Genomic DNA, 15,252 nt, shown 5'->3' with positions numbered 1-15,252 from the left:
AATAGAATTGATTTATGAGCACACGTTGATGAACACATTTGATGCAAAAAAATTAGCCAGACCCGAGTTACTCGACCTTACCCCTTATCAAAGTGCTAGGCGCATTGGTGGCCGAGGCGACATTTGGATTAATGCTAATGAATCACCTTTTAACAATAGTGATTTAGATAAATTAAATCGCTACCCAGAGTGCCAACCACCTGCACTAATCAATGCATATGCTGATTATTCAGGGGTTAAGCCAAGTCAGATTATTGCAAGTCGCGGCGCAGATGAAGCTATTGAATTACTTATCCGCACTTTTTGTACGCCGGGTAAAGATACCATTGCCTCATTTGGTCCAACTTATGGCATGTATGCCATCAGTGCAGCCACCTTTAATGTCGGTGTAACAGCACTGAGTTTAACCAATGATTATCAGTTACCCGACAACTGGCCAGCTGAAATTGGCGATGCCAAACTGGTATTTATTTGTAATCCCAACAACCCGACTGGCACTATCATCAGCAAACAAGATATTGAAAAGGCGATTGCAAGTGCGCCTCAAGCGATAGTAGTGGTTGATGAAGCTTATATTGAATTTAGCCCTGAGTATTCGGTTGCAGATTTACTGTCGACATACCCAAATCTTGTGGTGTTACGGACTTTATCTAAAGCGTTTGCTTTAGCCGGTGCCCGTTGCGGATTTATGCTAGCAAATGAAGCCATTATTGATTTAGTCATGTTAGTGATTGCGCCTTACCCTGTACCACTGCCAGTGTCTGAATTAGCCACCAAAGCGTTAAGTTCTGATGGTATTAAGCTGATGCGTGAGCAAGTGGCTAGCTTAAACCAACAAGGTGAGCGACTTACTCAGGTACTACAACAAATTGGTGCCCAGGTGCTGACAGCAAAAGGTAACTTTGCCCTAGCTCGCTTTAAAAATGTGACCGAAATAGCACAATTACTGACAGACAATGGCATTGTCGCTAGGGCCTATAAAGATCCTCGTTTAGCCGGCGCTATTCGCTTCAGTTTTGCCTCTAGCGCGCAAACAGATAAATTAATTGACGTGCTATCAAGCAGCAAAAATACATAAATTATAACAATATTCCTACAAAGTTAAGGTCGGCAACATGAAACAGAAAATACTTTTTATTGATCGTGACGGCACATTAGTCGAAGAGCCTGCAATTGATAAGCAATTAGACAGCCTAGCTAAATTAGTGTTCGAGCCACAGGTGATCCCTGCGCTACTAAAATTACAAAAAGCCGGTTTTAGATTAGTGATGGTCAGTAATCAGGACGGTTTAGGGACACCTTCTTTCCCTAAAGAAGATTTTGATGCGCCGCACAACATGATGATGCAAATCTTTCAAAGCCAAGGGGTGATGTTTGACGATGTGGTTATTTGCCCGCACTTTAATGATGAAAACTGCAGTTGTCGCAAACCAAAACTTGGGCTTGTAAAAAGCTACTTAACTGAAGGCAGAGTAGACTTTACTGAATCCGCTGTTATTGGTGATCGCACTACAGATGTGGAACTCGCCAATGCTATGGGGATTAAAAGCTTCCTATACAATCGTCAAACCTTAGATTGGGACGCTATTTGTCAAGCGCTATTAAGTAAAGGCCGTCAAGCCACGGTTGTGCGCACCACCAAAGAAACTGACATTAAAGTGACCATTGATTTAGATAATCAATCAAAAGGTAAAATTGAAACCGGCATTGGCTTTTTTGATCACATGCTTGACCAAATTCAAACCCACGGCAATTTCAAAATGGATGTACACGTCGATGGCGATTTAGAAATTGATGATCATCACAGCGTTGAAGACACTGCACTAGCGATTGGTGATGCGATTCGCCAGGCCTTAGGCGACAAGCGTGGTATTGCTCGTTTTGGTTTCAGCTTACCGATGGATGAAGCCAGTGGCGAATGCTTAATGGACATATCTGGTCGTCCGTTCATCAAGTTCAATGCTGACTTTGACCGTGAAATGGTAGGTGAAATGGCCATCGAAATGGTGCCACACTTCTTCCGTTCATTCGCTGATGGCCTCCGTTGTACCTTACACATTGGCTCGAAAGGCGATAACGATCATCACAAAGTAGAAGCGCTGTTTAAAGTGTTAGGCCGTACGCTTCGCCAAGCGGTGAAAGTGGAAGGTGACATACTGCCATCAAGCAAAGGTGTGCTGTAAGGAGTTAACGTGACAGACTTATCCATAAAAGAGCAGTCAGCTGTTCCTAATCGCGCTAAAGGCAATGACTTAGATGATCTTACTGTGATTATCGATACTGGTTGTGCCAATTTAAGCTCGGTGCGCTTTGCGTTTGAACGCCTTAATGCCAATATCGTCGTCAGCGCTGACTTTGATGTTATTCGCAGTGCTTCTAGAGTTGTTTTACCGGGCGTGGGTACTGCTGGTGCGGCTATGGCTGCATTAAAGTCAAAAGACTTAATCGAGTTAATTAAAAGCCTGACGCAACCCGTTATGGGCGTTTGCTTAGGGATGCAAATGCTTGCTTCCCTGTCAAATGAGTATGGCGGACGTGGCACACAGGCCATTGAATGTTTAGGCCTTATCCCGACAGAGATAGGTGATTTAGACAGCAAAGGCTTACCTTTGCCACACATGGGCTGGAATCAAATCACAGTATCTGATCATCCACTTTTTGCCGGCATAGAAAACGGCTGTTATGTGTACTTTGTGCATGGCTATCGTGCGCCAATCAGTGAATATACCTTAGCAAGCAGTAATTACGGTGAAGATTTCAGCGCCGCTATTGGCAAAGATAACTTTTTTGGAGTGCAATTTCACCCAGAAAAAAGTGCTACCGTTGGCGCTAAGATTTTACAAAACTTTTTAAACATGGGGAAAGCACAATGATCATTCCAGCAATTGATTTAATTGATGGTCAAGTGGTGCGTTTATATCAAGGCGATTACCAGCAAAAAACCACTTTTGACCTAAGCCCCCTCGCCCAACTGCAATCCTATGAAGCACAGGGTGCGAAATTACTCCATATTGTCGATTTGACTGGCGCTAAAGACCCGTCAAAACGCCAAATAGCCTTAATTGGCGAATTAGTGGCTGGGTTAACAACCGATATTCAAGTTGGTGGCGGTATTCGCAGCGAGCAGCAAGTTGAAGAGTTATTAGCACTAGGTGTTAAGCGTGTGGTAATAGGCTCACTGGCGGTGAAAGAGCCAGAATTAGTTAAAAGCTGGTTTGTTAAATATGGCAGCCAAGCTATTTGTTTAGCGCTTGATGTTAACATTAATGATGCTGGTGAAAAAATAGTTGCCGTATCTGGCTGGCAAACGGGTGGTGGCAAGTCTTTAGAGTCACTGGTAGCCGAATATCAAAGCGTTGGCTTACAACATGCCTTAGTAACTGATATCAGCCGTGATGGCACCCTACAAGGGGCTAATACTGATTTATACCGCGAACTGGCAGCGAAGTATCCTGACATTAATTGGCAAGCTTCTGGCGGTATCGCCACATTAGATGATGTTGCTGCAGTGCGTGATAGCAAAGCCAATGGCATTATCATCGGCAAAGCACTACTGATTAAAAACTTCACCGTTGAGGAGGCGATCACATGCTGGCCAAACGCATAGTTCCTTGCCTAGATGTTCGTGAAGGTAAAGTCGTTAAAGGGGTACAATTTCGCGACCATGAAATTGTTGGCGACATAGTACCGCTCGCAGCTCGATATGCTCTTGAAGGAGCTGATGAGCTGGTGTTTTATGATATTACCGCTAGCGCCCACGATAGAGTGATTGATAAGTCATGGGTCAGTCGCGTGGCTGAACAAATTGATATCCCCTTCTGCGTGGCCGGTGGAATTAAAACCATTGAACAAGCCCGTGAGAAGTTAGCCTTTGGAGCTGATAAAATATCAATTAACTCTCCTGCATTAACCGACCCAAGTTTAATTTCTCGTCTACAGGATGAATTTGGCCGCCAGTGTATTGTGATTGGTATCGATTCGTTCTATGACGCAGCATCAGACAGCTATAAAGTAAAGCAATTTACCGGTGATGAAGCTTCGACTAAAGACACTCAGTGGTACACTCAGGACTGGGTTGAAGAAGTTCAAAAGCGTGGCTGTGGTGAAATTGTACTCAATGTGATGAACCAAGATGGTGTACGTGGCGGCTATGATATTAAGCAGCTCAGTATGGTTCGCGCTATTTGTGATGTACCGTTAATCGCATCAGGCGGCGCCGGCACCATGGAACATTTTAAAGAAGTGTTTGAGCTGGCCAAAGTTGATGCAGCATTAGCTGCCAGTGTATTCCATAAAGGCATAATCGATATTGGTGATTTAAAACAATACCTACACGGCCAAAAAATCGCGATTCGACTATAAAACGCATCAAATAAAGAGATAAATTATGACACAAGTAACATTGGATAGTGCAAGCCTAGCTTGGGATAAACAGGATGGATTGATTCCTGCCGTGGTTCAAAACCACTTAACGGGTAAAGTCTTAATGCTGGGCTACATGAATGAAGCTGCCCTTGAGAAAACCCTATCGACCAATCAAGTTACTTTTTTTAGTCGTTCAAAACAGCGCTTATGGACCAAGGGCGAAAGCTCAGGCAATACCCTACAACTTATCGCCATTGATAAAGATTGCGATAACGACAGCCTGTTAGTGCAAGTTATTCCTAATGGACCAACCTGCCATACTGGGGCGGAAAGCTGCTGGCCAGATGGCAATGCTCATCCTTTTATTGATAATCTAACAAACGTCATTATTTCACGTAAGGGTCAAAGTGCAGACTCAAGCTATACCGCCTCGTTATTTGAACGGGGCACTAAACGAATTGCACAAAAGGTTGGTGAAGAAGGATTAGAAACGGCGCTAGCTGCGGTCACCAATGATAAAGAAGAGCTAATCAATGAAGCGTCTGACTTGATGTATCACTTAATTGTGTTACTCGAAGATCAAGGCTTGTCGATGGCAGATATTAATCAAAACTTGCTTGCTCGTCATACTAAAGCGACAAAGTAACGCCAAGTGATTTACGCTAAAATAAAAAAGACGCCTAAGCGTCTTTTTTATTTTAGTAATCATTATGTTATACGCACAACCCCAAAATAATTTATGTTTATTGGGATCTGTCACTATTAGTAATCGTTAGATTGCCATCGACATGAATGTCACGTTGCGGAAAGGCGATAGCAATATCGTTTTTACCAAATAAGTCATAAATTCTAAAACGAATTTCACTGCGACGGCGGCGAATGTCGGTTTCAGACACTGCGTTAACCCAAAAAACCATATCAAATATTAATGCACTATCACCAAAATCTTCAAATAGTACCGTCGGTTTAGGGTGCGGTAAAATATCATCACGCTCTTCGATAACATCAAACAATAACTTTTGCACTAACATAACATCAGAACCGTAAGCGAGCGCCAACTCGCACAAAAGTGCGGGCATTTTTATCAATCAATGTCCAATTGGTTACCGTATTTTCAAGCAGTTGGCTGTTCGGAACTAACATATGAACACCATCATTTCGACGAATTAACGTCGAGCGGGTGTTTATCGACTCAACTACACCTCTAGCGTCACCCACTTCTAAAAAGTCACCAATACGAATGGGACGTTCCCACATTAAAATCCAACCTGAAATAAAGTTGTTAATAATGTTTTGCGCACCAAAACCCACACCAATCGCAATTGCGCCTGAAACAAACGCAAATGCAGTTAGGGGGATATTGAGAATATCCATACTGGTAATAGCTAAAATAGCGATAGACAATACTAAATACATACGAGAAAACAAATGTACAGCATCAGCACTCACGTTACGTTTTCTTAAGGCGCTAGTAATTAACTTACCCACTCTGCTCACAATAAACCAAGCTAAAAAGATATACAGGGGTACCTGAATAATTTGCAGTAGAGTGATCGGGCGGTTATCGTAGGTGTAGACCACAAACGATAGCACCGAAAGTAACTCATTAAAGTCCATTAGATTGCTCTCTTGGTTATATTTATTGTTTAAGTTTAGTAAAGCTCTGCTTCACCCGGCGGACGAGTTTTCAATATTTTTAAAAACCACATGTATTGCTCAGGGTAAGCTTTTATCACTTGCTCAACAATTTGATTAAGCACTAAAGATTCATCTTCTTTAGTGACCATACTATCGGGATCTAATGCCGGCAATATCGTGGTATGAAATACCATGGCTTTTTTATCATAGCCGATTTTAACGGGAAACACTTTTGCATTACCCGCTTTGGCTAAACGTCCTACTACGGGCAATGTGGCTTTAGTGGTACCAAAAAATGGCGCAAACACGCTTTGTTCTGGTCCCAAGTCTTCATCGGGCAAATAAAAGAAGCTATTATCTTTTTTCAGTTCTGACAATAGTGCTCGAATACCTGCTTCACGCATATACACTCGGCCACCCTGGCTACTGCGTAAACGGTTACTAAACCAGTTAAATAACCCATTACGGTGGGCTTTTGCCATTGTCACCATAGGTATTTCGATATTAACTCGTAACCCTGCATATTCCATAGGCCAAACATGCGGCATAATAAAAATAATCGGGTGCCCTGCAGCTCTTGCTTGAGTCACATTTTCAAAACCCTGTAATTGAACGCGACGTTTAATGTGTTCGTTGGAACGAAACAGCATTTCTGCTTGCGATAATAAAATAAGGATAAAGGCTTCGACATTGTCACGGATCAGGCTATCGACTTCATCAGGGGTCAATTCAGGTAAACATTGACTAATATTGATCCGGGCTATGCCAATTGGCTTAGTGGCAATACGCATCACTAATTTAGCTAAAACACGGCTAATGGGATCGCGAATAAAGGCCGGTAAAATACCAAATAAAGATAATATTAGGATAGCCAGCCAGGTAACCCAGTATCGTGGATGTAATAACCCTGCATTAAAGCGAGTATCAAAATGCTTTTGTTGTCGAGCCAATGGATTAACCTCATCGAAAAAATCTGCGGCAGAATAATATCATGACTATTTTATTCGGCAAATTCAAAAAAAAAGCCACTCTACCAGAGTGGCTCTTTTAATTTTTACTGTGTAAAGCAGATAAGCTAATTTAACTAGTGAACTTATTTCTTACCGGCGTTAGCCGCTTCCACACGTGCTTTTAACTTTTGTCCAGGACGGAAAGTCACCACACGGCGTGCAGAAATTGGAATGTCTTCACCAGTTTTCGGGTTCCGTCCCGGTCTTTGATTCTTGTCCCTAAGGTCAAAGTTGCCGAAGCCAGATAACTTGACCTGCTCACCATGTTCGAGTGCTTCACGAATTTCTTCAAAGAAAGACTCCACCATCTCTTTAGCCACACGCTTATTGATGCCAAGTGTTTCAAATAGATGTTCTGCCATTTCGGCTTTGGTAAGTGCCATACTTTAATCCCTCAACGATGCGTTGAACTCGGTCTTTAGCGCCGATACCACTAATTCCATAGTCTCAGTGATATCTTTATCTTCAAGCGTACGAGTAATGTCTTGTAACGTAAGTGCGATTGCCAGGCTCTTTTTGCCAGGTTCAACACCTTTACCTAGGTATACATCGAACAAGTTTAAGCCAACCAACTGATTTTCGCCAACTTTTCTTATCAAATTCATAACATCGGTTGCAGATATATGATCATCTACGACTACTGCGATATCACGTCGATTAGCAGGAAACTTAGATACAGCTTGGGCTAGCGGCAAACTGGCATGTAATAATGCGTCCAGTTCTAACTCAAAAACAATTGTTTTACCATTAAGTCCAAAAGGCTTTTCCAAGCTAGGATGGATAGCACCAATATGACCAATGACTCGATTATTTCTTAATATTTCAGCACATTGTCCTGGATGCAGCGCAGGATGAGTAGCTGCTTTAAAACTAAATTCAGAAGCGGCAACTGTCAAGCCGATTATTGCTTCTAAATCACCTTTTAAATCAAAGAAGTCTACAGACTTAGATTCCATTGACCAATGTTCATCATTTTGAGCACCGGAAATTACCGCACCAATCATAGCTTGTTGACGGACGCCAGCATCTGAGTTTGTGTCAGGCACAAAGCGTAAACCAGTCTCAAATAAACGTACACGGCTTTGCTGGCGATTTTGATTATAGCCCACCGCTGACAATAATCCGGTAAACATAGACAAACGCATTGACGACATTTCTGTCGAAATAGGATTTGGCAAAATCATGGTGTCTTGTTCTGGGTGAACAAGGGCTTGCATTTTGGGGTCAACAAAACTGTAAGTAATTGCTTCTTGGAACCCGCGAGCCACCAGCATGTTACGAACACGTTTGAGTGGAATGTTAGCTTCAGTATGATCAGACATACTTAATGCAGCTTGCGGCGCTGTATTAGGGATATTGTTATAACCATAAATGCGGGCAACTTCTTCAATTAAATCTTCTTCAATTGCCATATCAAAACGGTAAGTCGCTGTAGTGACAACCCAAGTATCATTAACAGCTTCAACACTGAATCCTAAACGCTGTAAAATATCAACTACATCGGCATCAGGAATTGAATGGCCTAAGGTTTTATCTAGTTTACCGCGACGTAATGTAATTTTAGCTGCTGCTGGTAAATGTTCAACGGCCACCGCTTCAATTACTTGCCCAGCTTCACCACCACAAATATCCAATACAAGGCGTGTAGCACGATCCATTACCTTATGTTGCAGCTGTGGGTCAACACCACGCTCGAAACGATGTGAGGCATCTGTGTGTAAGCCTAAACGACGTGATTTACCCATAATCGCTAGAGGTGCAAAAAAAGCACATTCTAATAAGATATCTTGAGTACTATCAGTCACACCCGTTGCTTCACCACCAAATACTCCGGCTAATGCTACGGCTTGCTTATCATCAGCAATCACTAAGGTGTCATTAGGCACAGTAATTTCATTACCATCTAATAACGTCAGCTTTTCCACACCATCGCCTAAACGCACGTTGATTGCACCATTTAAGGTATTCAAGTCAAATGCATGCATTGGCTGACCAAACTCAATTAATACATAGTTGGTAATATCAACAATGGGATCAATTGAGCGAATACCACTACGACGTAACTTTTCTTGCATCCATAGAGGCGTTGCCGCTTTTACGTTGATATTTTTTACTATACGACCTAAATAACGTGGACAGGCTTCTTTTGCCTGCACGTTAATAGCTATCGGCGCGTCAATGGCTGCTTCAACCGCTTTCCAGGTAGGCTCAGTCACTACTTGACGGTTTAATACACCCACTTCACGTGCAAGACCTGCCATACCTAAACAATCGGCACGGTTAGCGGTTAAATCAACATCAATAATTGCATCATCTAAATCTAAGTACTGACGAACGTCTTGACCAATTGGTGCATCTTGCGGTAATTCAATAATGCCATCACTTTCAATATTGATACCTAACTCGCTGTAAGAGCACAACATACCCATTGACGGCTGGCCCCGCAGCTTGGCTTTCTTAATTTTAAAATCACCAGGCAATACTGCGCCAACCATGGCAACAGCCACTTTTAATCCTAAACGACAATTTGGTGCGCCACAAACAATATCAATTAACTCATCGCTACCGACATTAATTTTGGTCACGCGTAATTTATCAGCATCGGGATGCTGGCCACACTCAACAACTTCACCCACAATAACACCGCTAAATGCAGCAGCTACTGGGTCTATGCCATCCACTTCAAGGCCGGCCATGGTAATTTGGTGTGATAATTCGTCACGACTTACTGATGGATTAACCCACTCACGAAGCCAAGATTCACTGAATTTCATCGCTTTGTTGCTCCGTTATTTGAATTGCTTAAGGAAACGTAAATCGTTTTCAAAGAAGGCACGTAAATCGTTTACGCCGTAACGCAACATAGTCAAACGCTCAACGCCCATACCAAAAGCAAAACCAGAGTATTTCTCAGGATCTATGCCGACACTGCGAAGTACATTTGGGTGCACCATGCCGCAACCTAATACTTCTAACCACTTGCCGTTTTTACCCATTACATCTACTTCAGCAGAAGGCTCTGTGAAAGGAAAGTATGACGGACGGAAACGCACTTGTAAGTCTTCTTCAAAAAAGTTGCGTAAGAAATCATGCAATATGCCTTTCAATTCGGCAAAGTTAACATTTTCAGCAACCATCAAACCTTCAACCTGATGAAACATCGGTGTATGAGTTTGATCATAGTCGTTACGGTATACACGACCTGGTGAAATAATACGTAATGGCGGCTTTTCATGCTCCATAGTACGAATTTGAACCCCAGATGTTTGCGTACGCAACATCACTTTAGGGTTAAAATAAAACGTATCGTGATCCGCACGAGCTGGATGATGTTCTGAGATATTTAATGCATCGAAGTTATGAAAATCATCTTCGATTTCAGGGCCATCTTTAACCGTAAACCCAAGCTCACCAAAAAAGGTTTCGATACGATCAATAGTGCGGGTCACTGGATGTAATCCGCCGTTATCAATGGTACGACCTGGTAAAGTGACATCAATTTGTTCAGCGGCCAATTTAGTGGCTAACTCTGATGCTTTTAAGCCATCAATACGTTCAGATAATTTCTGCTGGACTGCTTGTTTTGCTAGATTGACGGCTTGACCAAATGCAGGTTTCTCTTCTGCACTTAATTTCCCCATCATTTTCATCATGTCAGTGATTTGACCTTTTTTACCAAGGTAGTCGACACGGATATCATCCAATGCCTTTAGATCACTGGCCTGCTCTATCACCGCCAAGGCTTGTTCTACGATCTCTGTTAACTGCTGCATTTATTCATCCACTGCATCTGGGCATTACTAATGCGATTTTTACCATTAAACATAACGGCAAGATGTTGATAACACCTTTTAGATTATTCTAAAGGCACTACCCATCAATTAAAATAAAAGAGATAAATTTTACGTTAGCAGCCAGCATATTACTAGGCTTTTTAAGGGTAATTATAAGCTTTTACTCAGGTTTATTAGCTTAAAGCAACTCAGCCTGACGGCGTTAAGGATTAATCGTCAATTTATCGTGAATATTATCAATAGAGCTTTACTATAATAAAAGGTGCAATTAGCATTATATCATTGATGCAACTCAACCAGTCTGATTGAAAAGTAGATAAATTAATCAGGTAACACTGAAAAAAGCTTTATGTATTAAAGTTTACCTTTTTCCCCCCGATAAACTATGTACTTACCTAAGTACTTATTTAATTTAGGTACTTATTTACCTGAGATGGTTTTTACCTGAGTTCATAGCCAAAAAATAAAAAGAGGCACTGATGAAAGAAGTTAAATTTAGATGGATAGATCAATATCTTATCCATATGACCTTAAAAACAAAGTTTACTATTTTAGCGGTTGTACCCATGTTGATGATTATTGGTTTAACGCTTTTCTTAAATAACCTTCATGCCGATAACTTACAAAAAACAAATAATAACAATCAATTGCAGTTCATTAAGCAAGCCAATGATTACATGGGAAGCGCCTATGACTTAATTGACGAAAGCAAGCGTAATGAGTTAAAAACTCAGTTATCGAATACTAGTCAAATAGTCAGTATTGATGATCTAGACAACCGATTGAAGGTGCTTGCACAGCAAGGTGGTGGAATTAGTGAACAAGATACTATCACCCGCATCGTGAGTGGTATTAATAACCATAACATGGTTATAGTGAGTGAGATATCATCACAGCAGCTGGCTCATAACAATACCAATGCTAACTTAGCTTATATAATGATGGTGGTATTATTGGCTGTTCTTGCTGCCTTTGCTTACTACATTTCAACCTTTGTTGGTGGAGCATTATATACCACGGTAATGGCTTTAAGACGTGCAGCTAGCGGTGATTTAACCGGCAGACTTAATTTCTTTGAAGTAAAAGATGAATTCAGTCTACTTGCTATCAGTATTGATGCCTTAGTCGATCGTCAGCACACTTTGGTTAAGCAAATAACCCAAGCCACTGAACAAATTCGCACCGTTGTGTCAGGTTTTAGAACCACAGCCCAAGATGGCCAAGCGATGGCTGTGGATCAGCGAGAACATTTAGACTCATTGGCAACAGCCATGGAACAAATGACGGCTGCAGTAAAAGAAGTTGCCCGCAATGCAGAGCAATCTTCAAGTGAAACTGAAGAGACCAATAATCAAGTGGCCGCAGGCTCAAAAGATATTGCAACCACAGTGCATGCAATTGATATTTTATCGGAAGAAATTGGTCAAGCGTCCAATGCTGTCGGAATATTGAATGACAATGCCAGTAAAATTGACGCTGTGGTTACCACTATTAACGCTATTTCCGAACAAACTAACTTACTCGCACTTAACGCCGCCATTGAAGCTGCGCGTGCTGGTGAGCAAGGACGAGGATTTGCTGTGGTTGCAGATGAAGTACGTACTCTAGCAGGTAGAACACAAGCTGCCACAGTGGAAATTAAAACTATGATTGAAGCGCTTCAATCAGGTACTCGTAATTTAACTCAAGTAATGTCTCGTACCGTTGAGCAGGCCAGTGAAGGTAAGAAGCATGTTCTTCAAACCGGCGAAGATTTGAATAATATTGCTCACCATAGTCATCGTGTACTTGAAATGAGTGTGTTAATTGCAACCTCAGCGGATGAACAATCTGCTGTTGCCAACGAAATAGCAACCAATTTAATGGAAATACGTAATCAGTCACATAATGTAGAGCAGTCAGCTAATCAGTCAGTATCTGGTTGTGATGAATTACACGCTACTGCTGAACAACTAGATCAATTATTGGTAGGTTTGAAATTATAGTATTTGAGCTTGTGTTAGCTGAACCTAAAAACACAGCTATAGCATTGTAAAGTAGAAGTTTAATCTAGGCGCTGCGGCGCCTTTTTTATTTGTCAGATCATAAAACACTAATAAAATAAACGAGTTAAACACTTATTTAAATTCAAATACGCTCTGTGACCGTTATGCGGTGCAATCAGTAAGACCTACTACATTATGTTAGCAATTTAACCTCAACAGGGCTGTTAAAAATTGCATCAAATAATGCTGATTCAATAGGTTAAACCTATTTTTTAGTAAACTGAGCGTTTGCTTGGAATACAAAGCACGTTAATGTAACGTCGTTAGCAAGACAACGAACTGTTTGATAAGTATTTAATCGGCAGAGGTTATTACGATGAAGTGCTGATTAAACATCTGATAAGCTGTTTGAAGGAGTTGGTCCAAGGTTTATCTACCCGTACAAAAAAGCCTTAGCGCTTACGCTAAGGCTTTTATATTAAATCTGAGAAAGACTCTCTTTAGAAACATCTACCATATAGGTGTCCTGTAACCAATTACGGCCAATTAATAATTTATGACCCATTTCACTACGATCAGTTAAATTGACGTCAACTAAATATTCCTGCCCTAGTTCACCAACACTTAAACGAACCCTATAACGAATTTCAGACCCTTGTGCATTACGGATAAGCGTTTTACCATAAATTTTAGTGCGAATATCAACGGCATTACCTTTCTCATTCTCGGTAGTAAATGTCACCATCTTACCGATGTTGTTTTTCATATCACTTTTATCTTCTTCTTCAATACGAATATTGATTGCGTGGAGTGAGTTTTGACCTGCTCCAGTATCAATACGTGTTTTGAACATTAGACTAGCTTGTTTTATGTTTAACTTGGCAATTGGGCCAATAATATTATCAATCTTCTTTCCTGATATATCGACTATATAGTCATCTTTGAGAAAGTTACGTCCTATTAACAATTTGTAATTCATGTGGCTACGGTCACGCAAATTGACATGGACCGTTTTTAACGCATCAGGAAAACCAATTTCAAGTTTGACCATGTAACGTGTTTCAATACCTTGAGAGTTTCTCACCGTTGAGGTTTTAAGAATTTCAGCTTGTAAACGCTTTTGCTCACCTTGTTCATTTTCAGTGGTAAATTCGATCATTTTACCAATGTTATGTTTCATTTTTTTCGCCGCACCACCGATAATCTCTAAATCGACAGCATGTAAAGACGAATTGACTGCACCAGTATCCATTCGCGCTTTATACATTAAACCCGACTGCGCAACAGTCATCACTTCCTTTTGTTTTAAAATTTGTTTTTCTGTCGCATTGGCAAAAGACAAACTCAAACAAAATACAACAAGCAAGGTTATGCTTTTAAACATGTTTATTCCCAAAAATAAATATTAAACTATAAAAAATTAATGCAGTATTTTATCAATTTCTTGGTCGAACAAATTCTTAATTAAACCGGAAAATTCGGTTATAAAAATGCTTTGTTCAGGAGTGGCATTCTGATCAGCAACTTTAGCTAATATCTCTTCTAAATCATAAACAATCGCATCAATTTCTCGAATAACCATATTGCGTTGAGCAAATGATAATTGCGGATTTTGACCACAAACCATAATGATTTGAGCTGATAACTGTTCCTCAAATAACTCTAAAACGGTTTCAGACGCCAAGACATTATTTTCAAAGGTTTCAAATAACCCTAAATGTTCAGTTAAATACTGAATTAAATGCGTATAACCGTCTTTATCTGTAACCATCTGAACTCCGATAAACTGGATGAGTATGTGTTGGTAAAGCTAGGTTATCCAAAAAATTGATAACCTATTTAATGATATTACTTCAGCATTAACGATATCATTAGGCCTGATCTACTGTGATAAGGTTAGCACAAAAGACACTGGAACCGCTAAACTGATACTGGTTAGCCCGGCGATATCACGTAACTTTTCAACCCCTGATACTAAATTAAAATCTCCAGCGTGAACAACTACTGGCATTAAACTTGTCACTAACATTTTAGTAGCTGACAATTTAGCGACCACCACATTGAAAGGTAAAACTTGCTGCTCACCATGGAGCGCAACTTTAGCATCTACTTGGGTGGTTAACGTTTCGCCTACTTTTAAATCACTTATGAGCTTTGGGTTAATATTGGCTGTCAGTTGTAATTTTGGAAACTGAGCAACTTCAAATAACAAACCTTGCATTCTGTCATCGCGAACACTAATTCCGCTATCTACGCTGCTTAAATCTATTGTTAAACTAAATCCACCAGAATCACTCAGAACACCTTCTATTTGTTTAAATCGATGAACCTCTCCCACGTCAGCTTTTTTAATTGATATAAAGCTGACTGTAGACTGACTATTATTCACCTTCCAATCACTTGCTAAAGCCTGATTAGACAGTAATCCTAGCACCATTAACGATATCCATAGTTTCATCT

At 40.7% G+C, this 15,252-nt stretch carries 14 protein-coding genes and 1 pseudogene; 7 read left to right on the top strand and 8 right to left on the bottom strand.

Annotated elements, in window-relative coordinates:
* The first annotated feature begins 28 nt into the window (after positions 1-28).
* The 6 genes from hisC to hisIE are packed head-to-tail and all read left to right on the top strand — an operon-like array spanning position 29 to position 5,011.
* On the top strand, positions 29-1,078 hold the full coding sequence (gene hisC, locus ACRWQN_RS09835) for a histidinol-phosphate transaminase (RefSeq protein WP_434937484.1): 1,050 nt from the start codon (positions 29-31) through the stop codon (positions 1,076-1,078).
* Between the two features lie 37 nt (positions 1,079-1,115).
* A complete protein-coding gene (hisB, locus tag ACRWQN_RS09830; RefSeq protein WP_434925947.1) occupies positions 1,116-2,183 on the top strand; it encodes a bifunctional histidinol-phosphatase/imidazoleglycerol-phosphate dehydratase HisB in 1,068 nt (355 codons plus the stop codon).
* A 24-nt stretch (positions 2,184-2,207) separates the two neighbouring features.
* Entirely contained in the window at positions 2,208-2,873 is a 666-nt protein-coding gene (gene hisH / locus ACRWQN_RS09825) for an imidazole glycerol phosphate synthase subunit HisH (protein WP_434940632.1), read from the top strand.
* Entirely contained in the window at positions 2,870-3,607 is a 738-nt protein-coding gene (gene hisA, locus ACRWQN_RS09820; protein ID WP_434929874.1) for a 1-(5-phosphoribosyl)-5-[(5-phosphoribosylamino)methylideneamino]imidazole-4-carboxamide isomerase, read from the top strand. Before hisH ends, hisA begins: the two co-directional genes overlap by 4 nt.
* Positions 3,589-4,362: an imidazole glycerol phosphate synthase subunit HisF gene (hisF, locus tag ACRWQN_RS09815; protein WP_434929875.1), complete on the top strand. Its 774-nt coding sequence runs from the start codon at positions 3,589-3,591 to the stop codon at positions 4,360-4,362. The genes hisA and hisF overlap by 19 nt, the downstream gene beginning before the upstream one ends.
* 25 nt (positions 4,363-4,387) lie before the next feature.
* Positions 4,388-5,011, top strand: coding sequence for a bifunctional phosphoribosyl-AMP cyclohydrolase/phosphoribosyl-ATP diphosphatase HisIE (gene hisIE / locus ACRWQN_RS09810; RefSeq protein ID WP_434929876.1), 624 nt, complete (start codon positions 4,388-4,390; stop codon positions 5,009-5,011).
* 97 nt (positions 5,012-5,108) lie between these two features.
* Here the strand turns inward: hisIE and ACRWQN_RS09805 are convergent.
* From ACRWQN_RS09805 to pheS, 5 genes and pseudogenes are all read right to left on the bottom strand, one after another.
* Positions 5,109-5,982: pseudogene (locus ACRWQN_RS09805) on the bottom strand (mechanosensitive ion channel family protein).
* 35 nt (positions 5,983-6,017) lie between these two features.
* Positions 6,018-6,953: a lauroyl-Kdo(2)-lipid IV(A) myristoyltransferase gene (gene lpxM, locus ACRWQN_RS09800; protein ID WP_434925943.1), complete on the bottom strand. Its 936-nt coding sequence runs from the start codon at positions 6,951-6,953 to the stop codon at positions 6,018-6,020.
* Positions 6,954-7,096: 143 nt separating this feature from the next.
* Entirely contained in the window at positions 7,097-7,396 is a 300-nt protein-coding gene (gene ihfA / locus ACRWQN_RS09795) for an integration host factor subunit alpha (RefSeq protein WP_226410105.1), read from the bottom strand.
* Positions 7,397-7,399: 3 nt separating this feature from the next.
* Positions 7,400-9,787: a phenylalanine--tRNA ligase subunit beta gene (pheT, locus tag ACRWQN_RS09790; protein WP_434937482.1), complete on the bottom strand. Its 2,388-nt coding sequence runs from the start codon at positions 9,785-9,787 to the stop codon at positions 7,400-7,402.
* A 15-nt stretch (positions 9,788-9,802) separates the two neighbouring features.
* Complete coding sequence (gene pheS / locus ACRWQN_RS09785; protein ID WP_226410107.1) at positions 9,803-10,786, bottom strand: phenylalanine--tRNA ligase subunit alpha; 984 nt, start codon at positions 10,784-10,786, stop codon at positions 9,803-9,805.
* Positions 10,787-11,286: 500 nt separating this feature from the next.
* Between pheS and ACRWQN_RS09780 the strand changes: the two genes are divergently transcribed.
* A complete protein-coding gene (locus ACRWQN_RS09780; protein ID WP_434937480.1) occupies positions 11,287-12,792 on the top strand; it encodes a methyl-accepting chemotaxis protein in 1,506 nt (501 codons plus the stop codon).
* A 478-nt stretch (positions 12,793-13,270) separates the two neighbouring features.
* On the opposite strand, the gene ACRWQN_RS09775 is transcribed toward ACRWQN_RS09780, so the two are convergent.
* From ACRWQN_RS09775 to ACRWQN_RS09765, 3 genes are all read right to left on the bottom strand, one after another.
* On the bottom strand, positions 13,271-14,176 hold the full coding sequence (locus ACRWQN_RS09775) for a RimK/LysX family protein (RefSeq protein WP_434925940.1): 906 nt from the start codon (positions 14,174-14,176) through the stop codon (positions 13,271-13,273).
* Positions 14,177-14,212: 36 nt separating this feature from the next.
* Complete coding sequence (locus tag ACRWQN_RS09770; protein ID WP_434925939.1) at positions 14,213-14,563, bottom strand: DUF3802 family protein; 351 nt, start codon at positions 14,561-14,563, stop codon at positions 14,213-14,215.
* A 111-nt stretch (positions 14,564-14,674) separates the two neighbouring features.
* Positions 14,675-15,250: a YceI family protein gene (locus tag ACRWQN_RS09765; protein WP_434937478.1), complete on the bottom strand. Its 576-nt coding sequence runs from the start codon at positions 15,248-15,250 to the stop codon at positions 14,675-14,677.
* Between the last annotated feature and the right edge of the window lie 2 nt (positions 15,251-15,252).

Source organism: Shewanella sp. HL-SH8, from assembly GCF_051165765.1.
In the GTDB taxonomy this organism is placed as follows: domain Bacteria; phylum Pseudomonadota; class Gammaproteobacteria; order Enterobacterales; family Shewanellaceae; genus Shewanella; species Shewanella glacialimarina.
The sequence above is the reverse complement of the archived record's forward strand: the minus strand, read 5'-3'. Positions and strand labels throughout refer to the sequence as shown.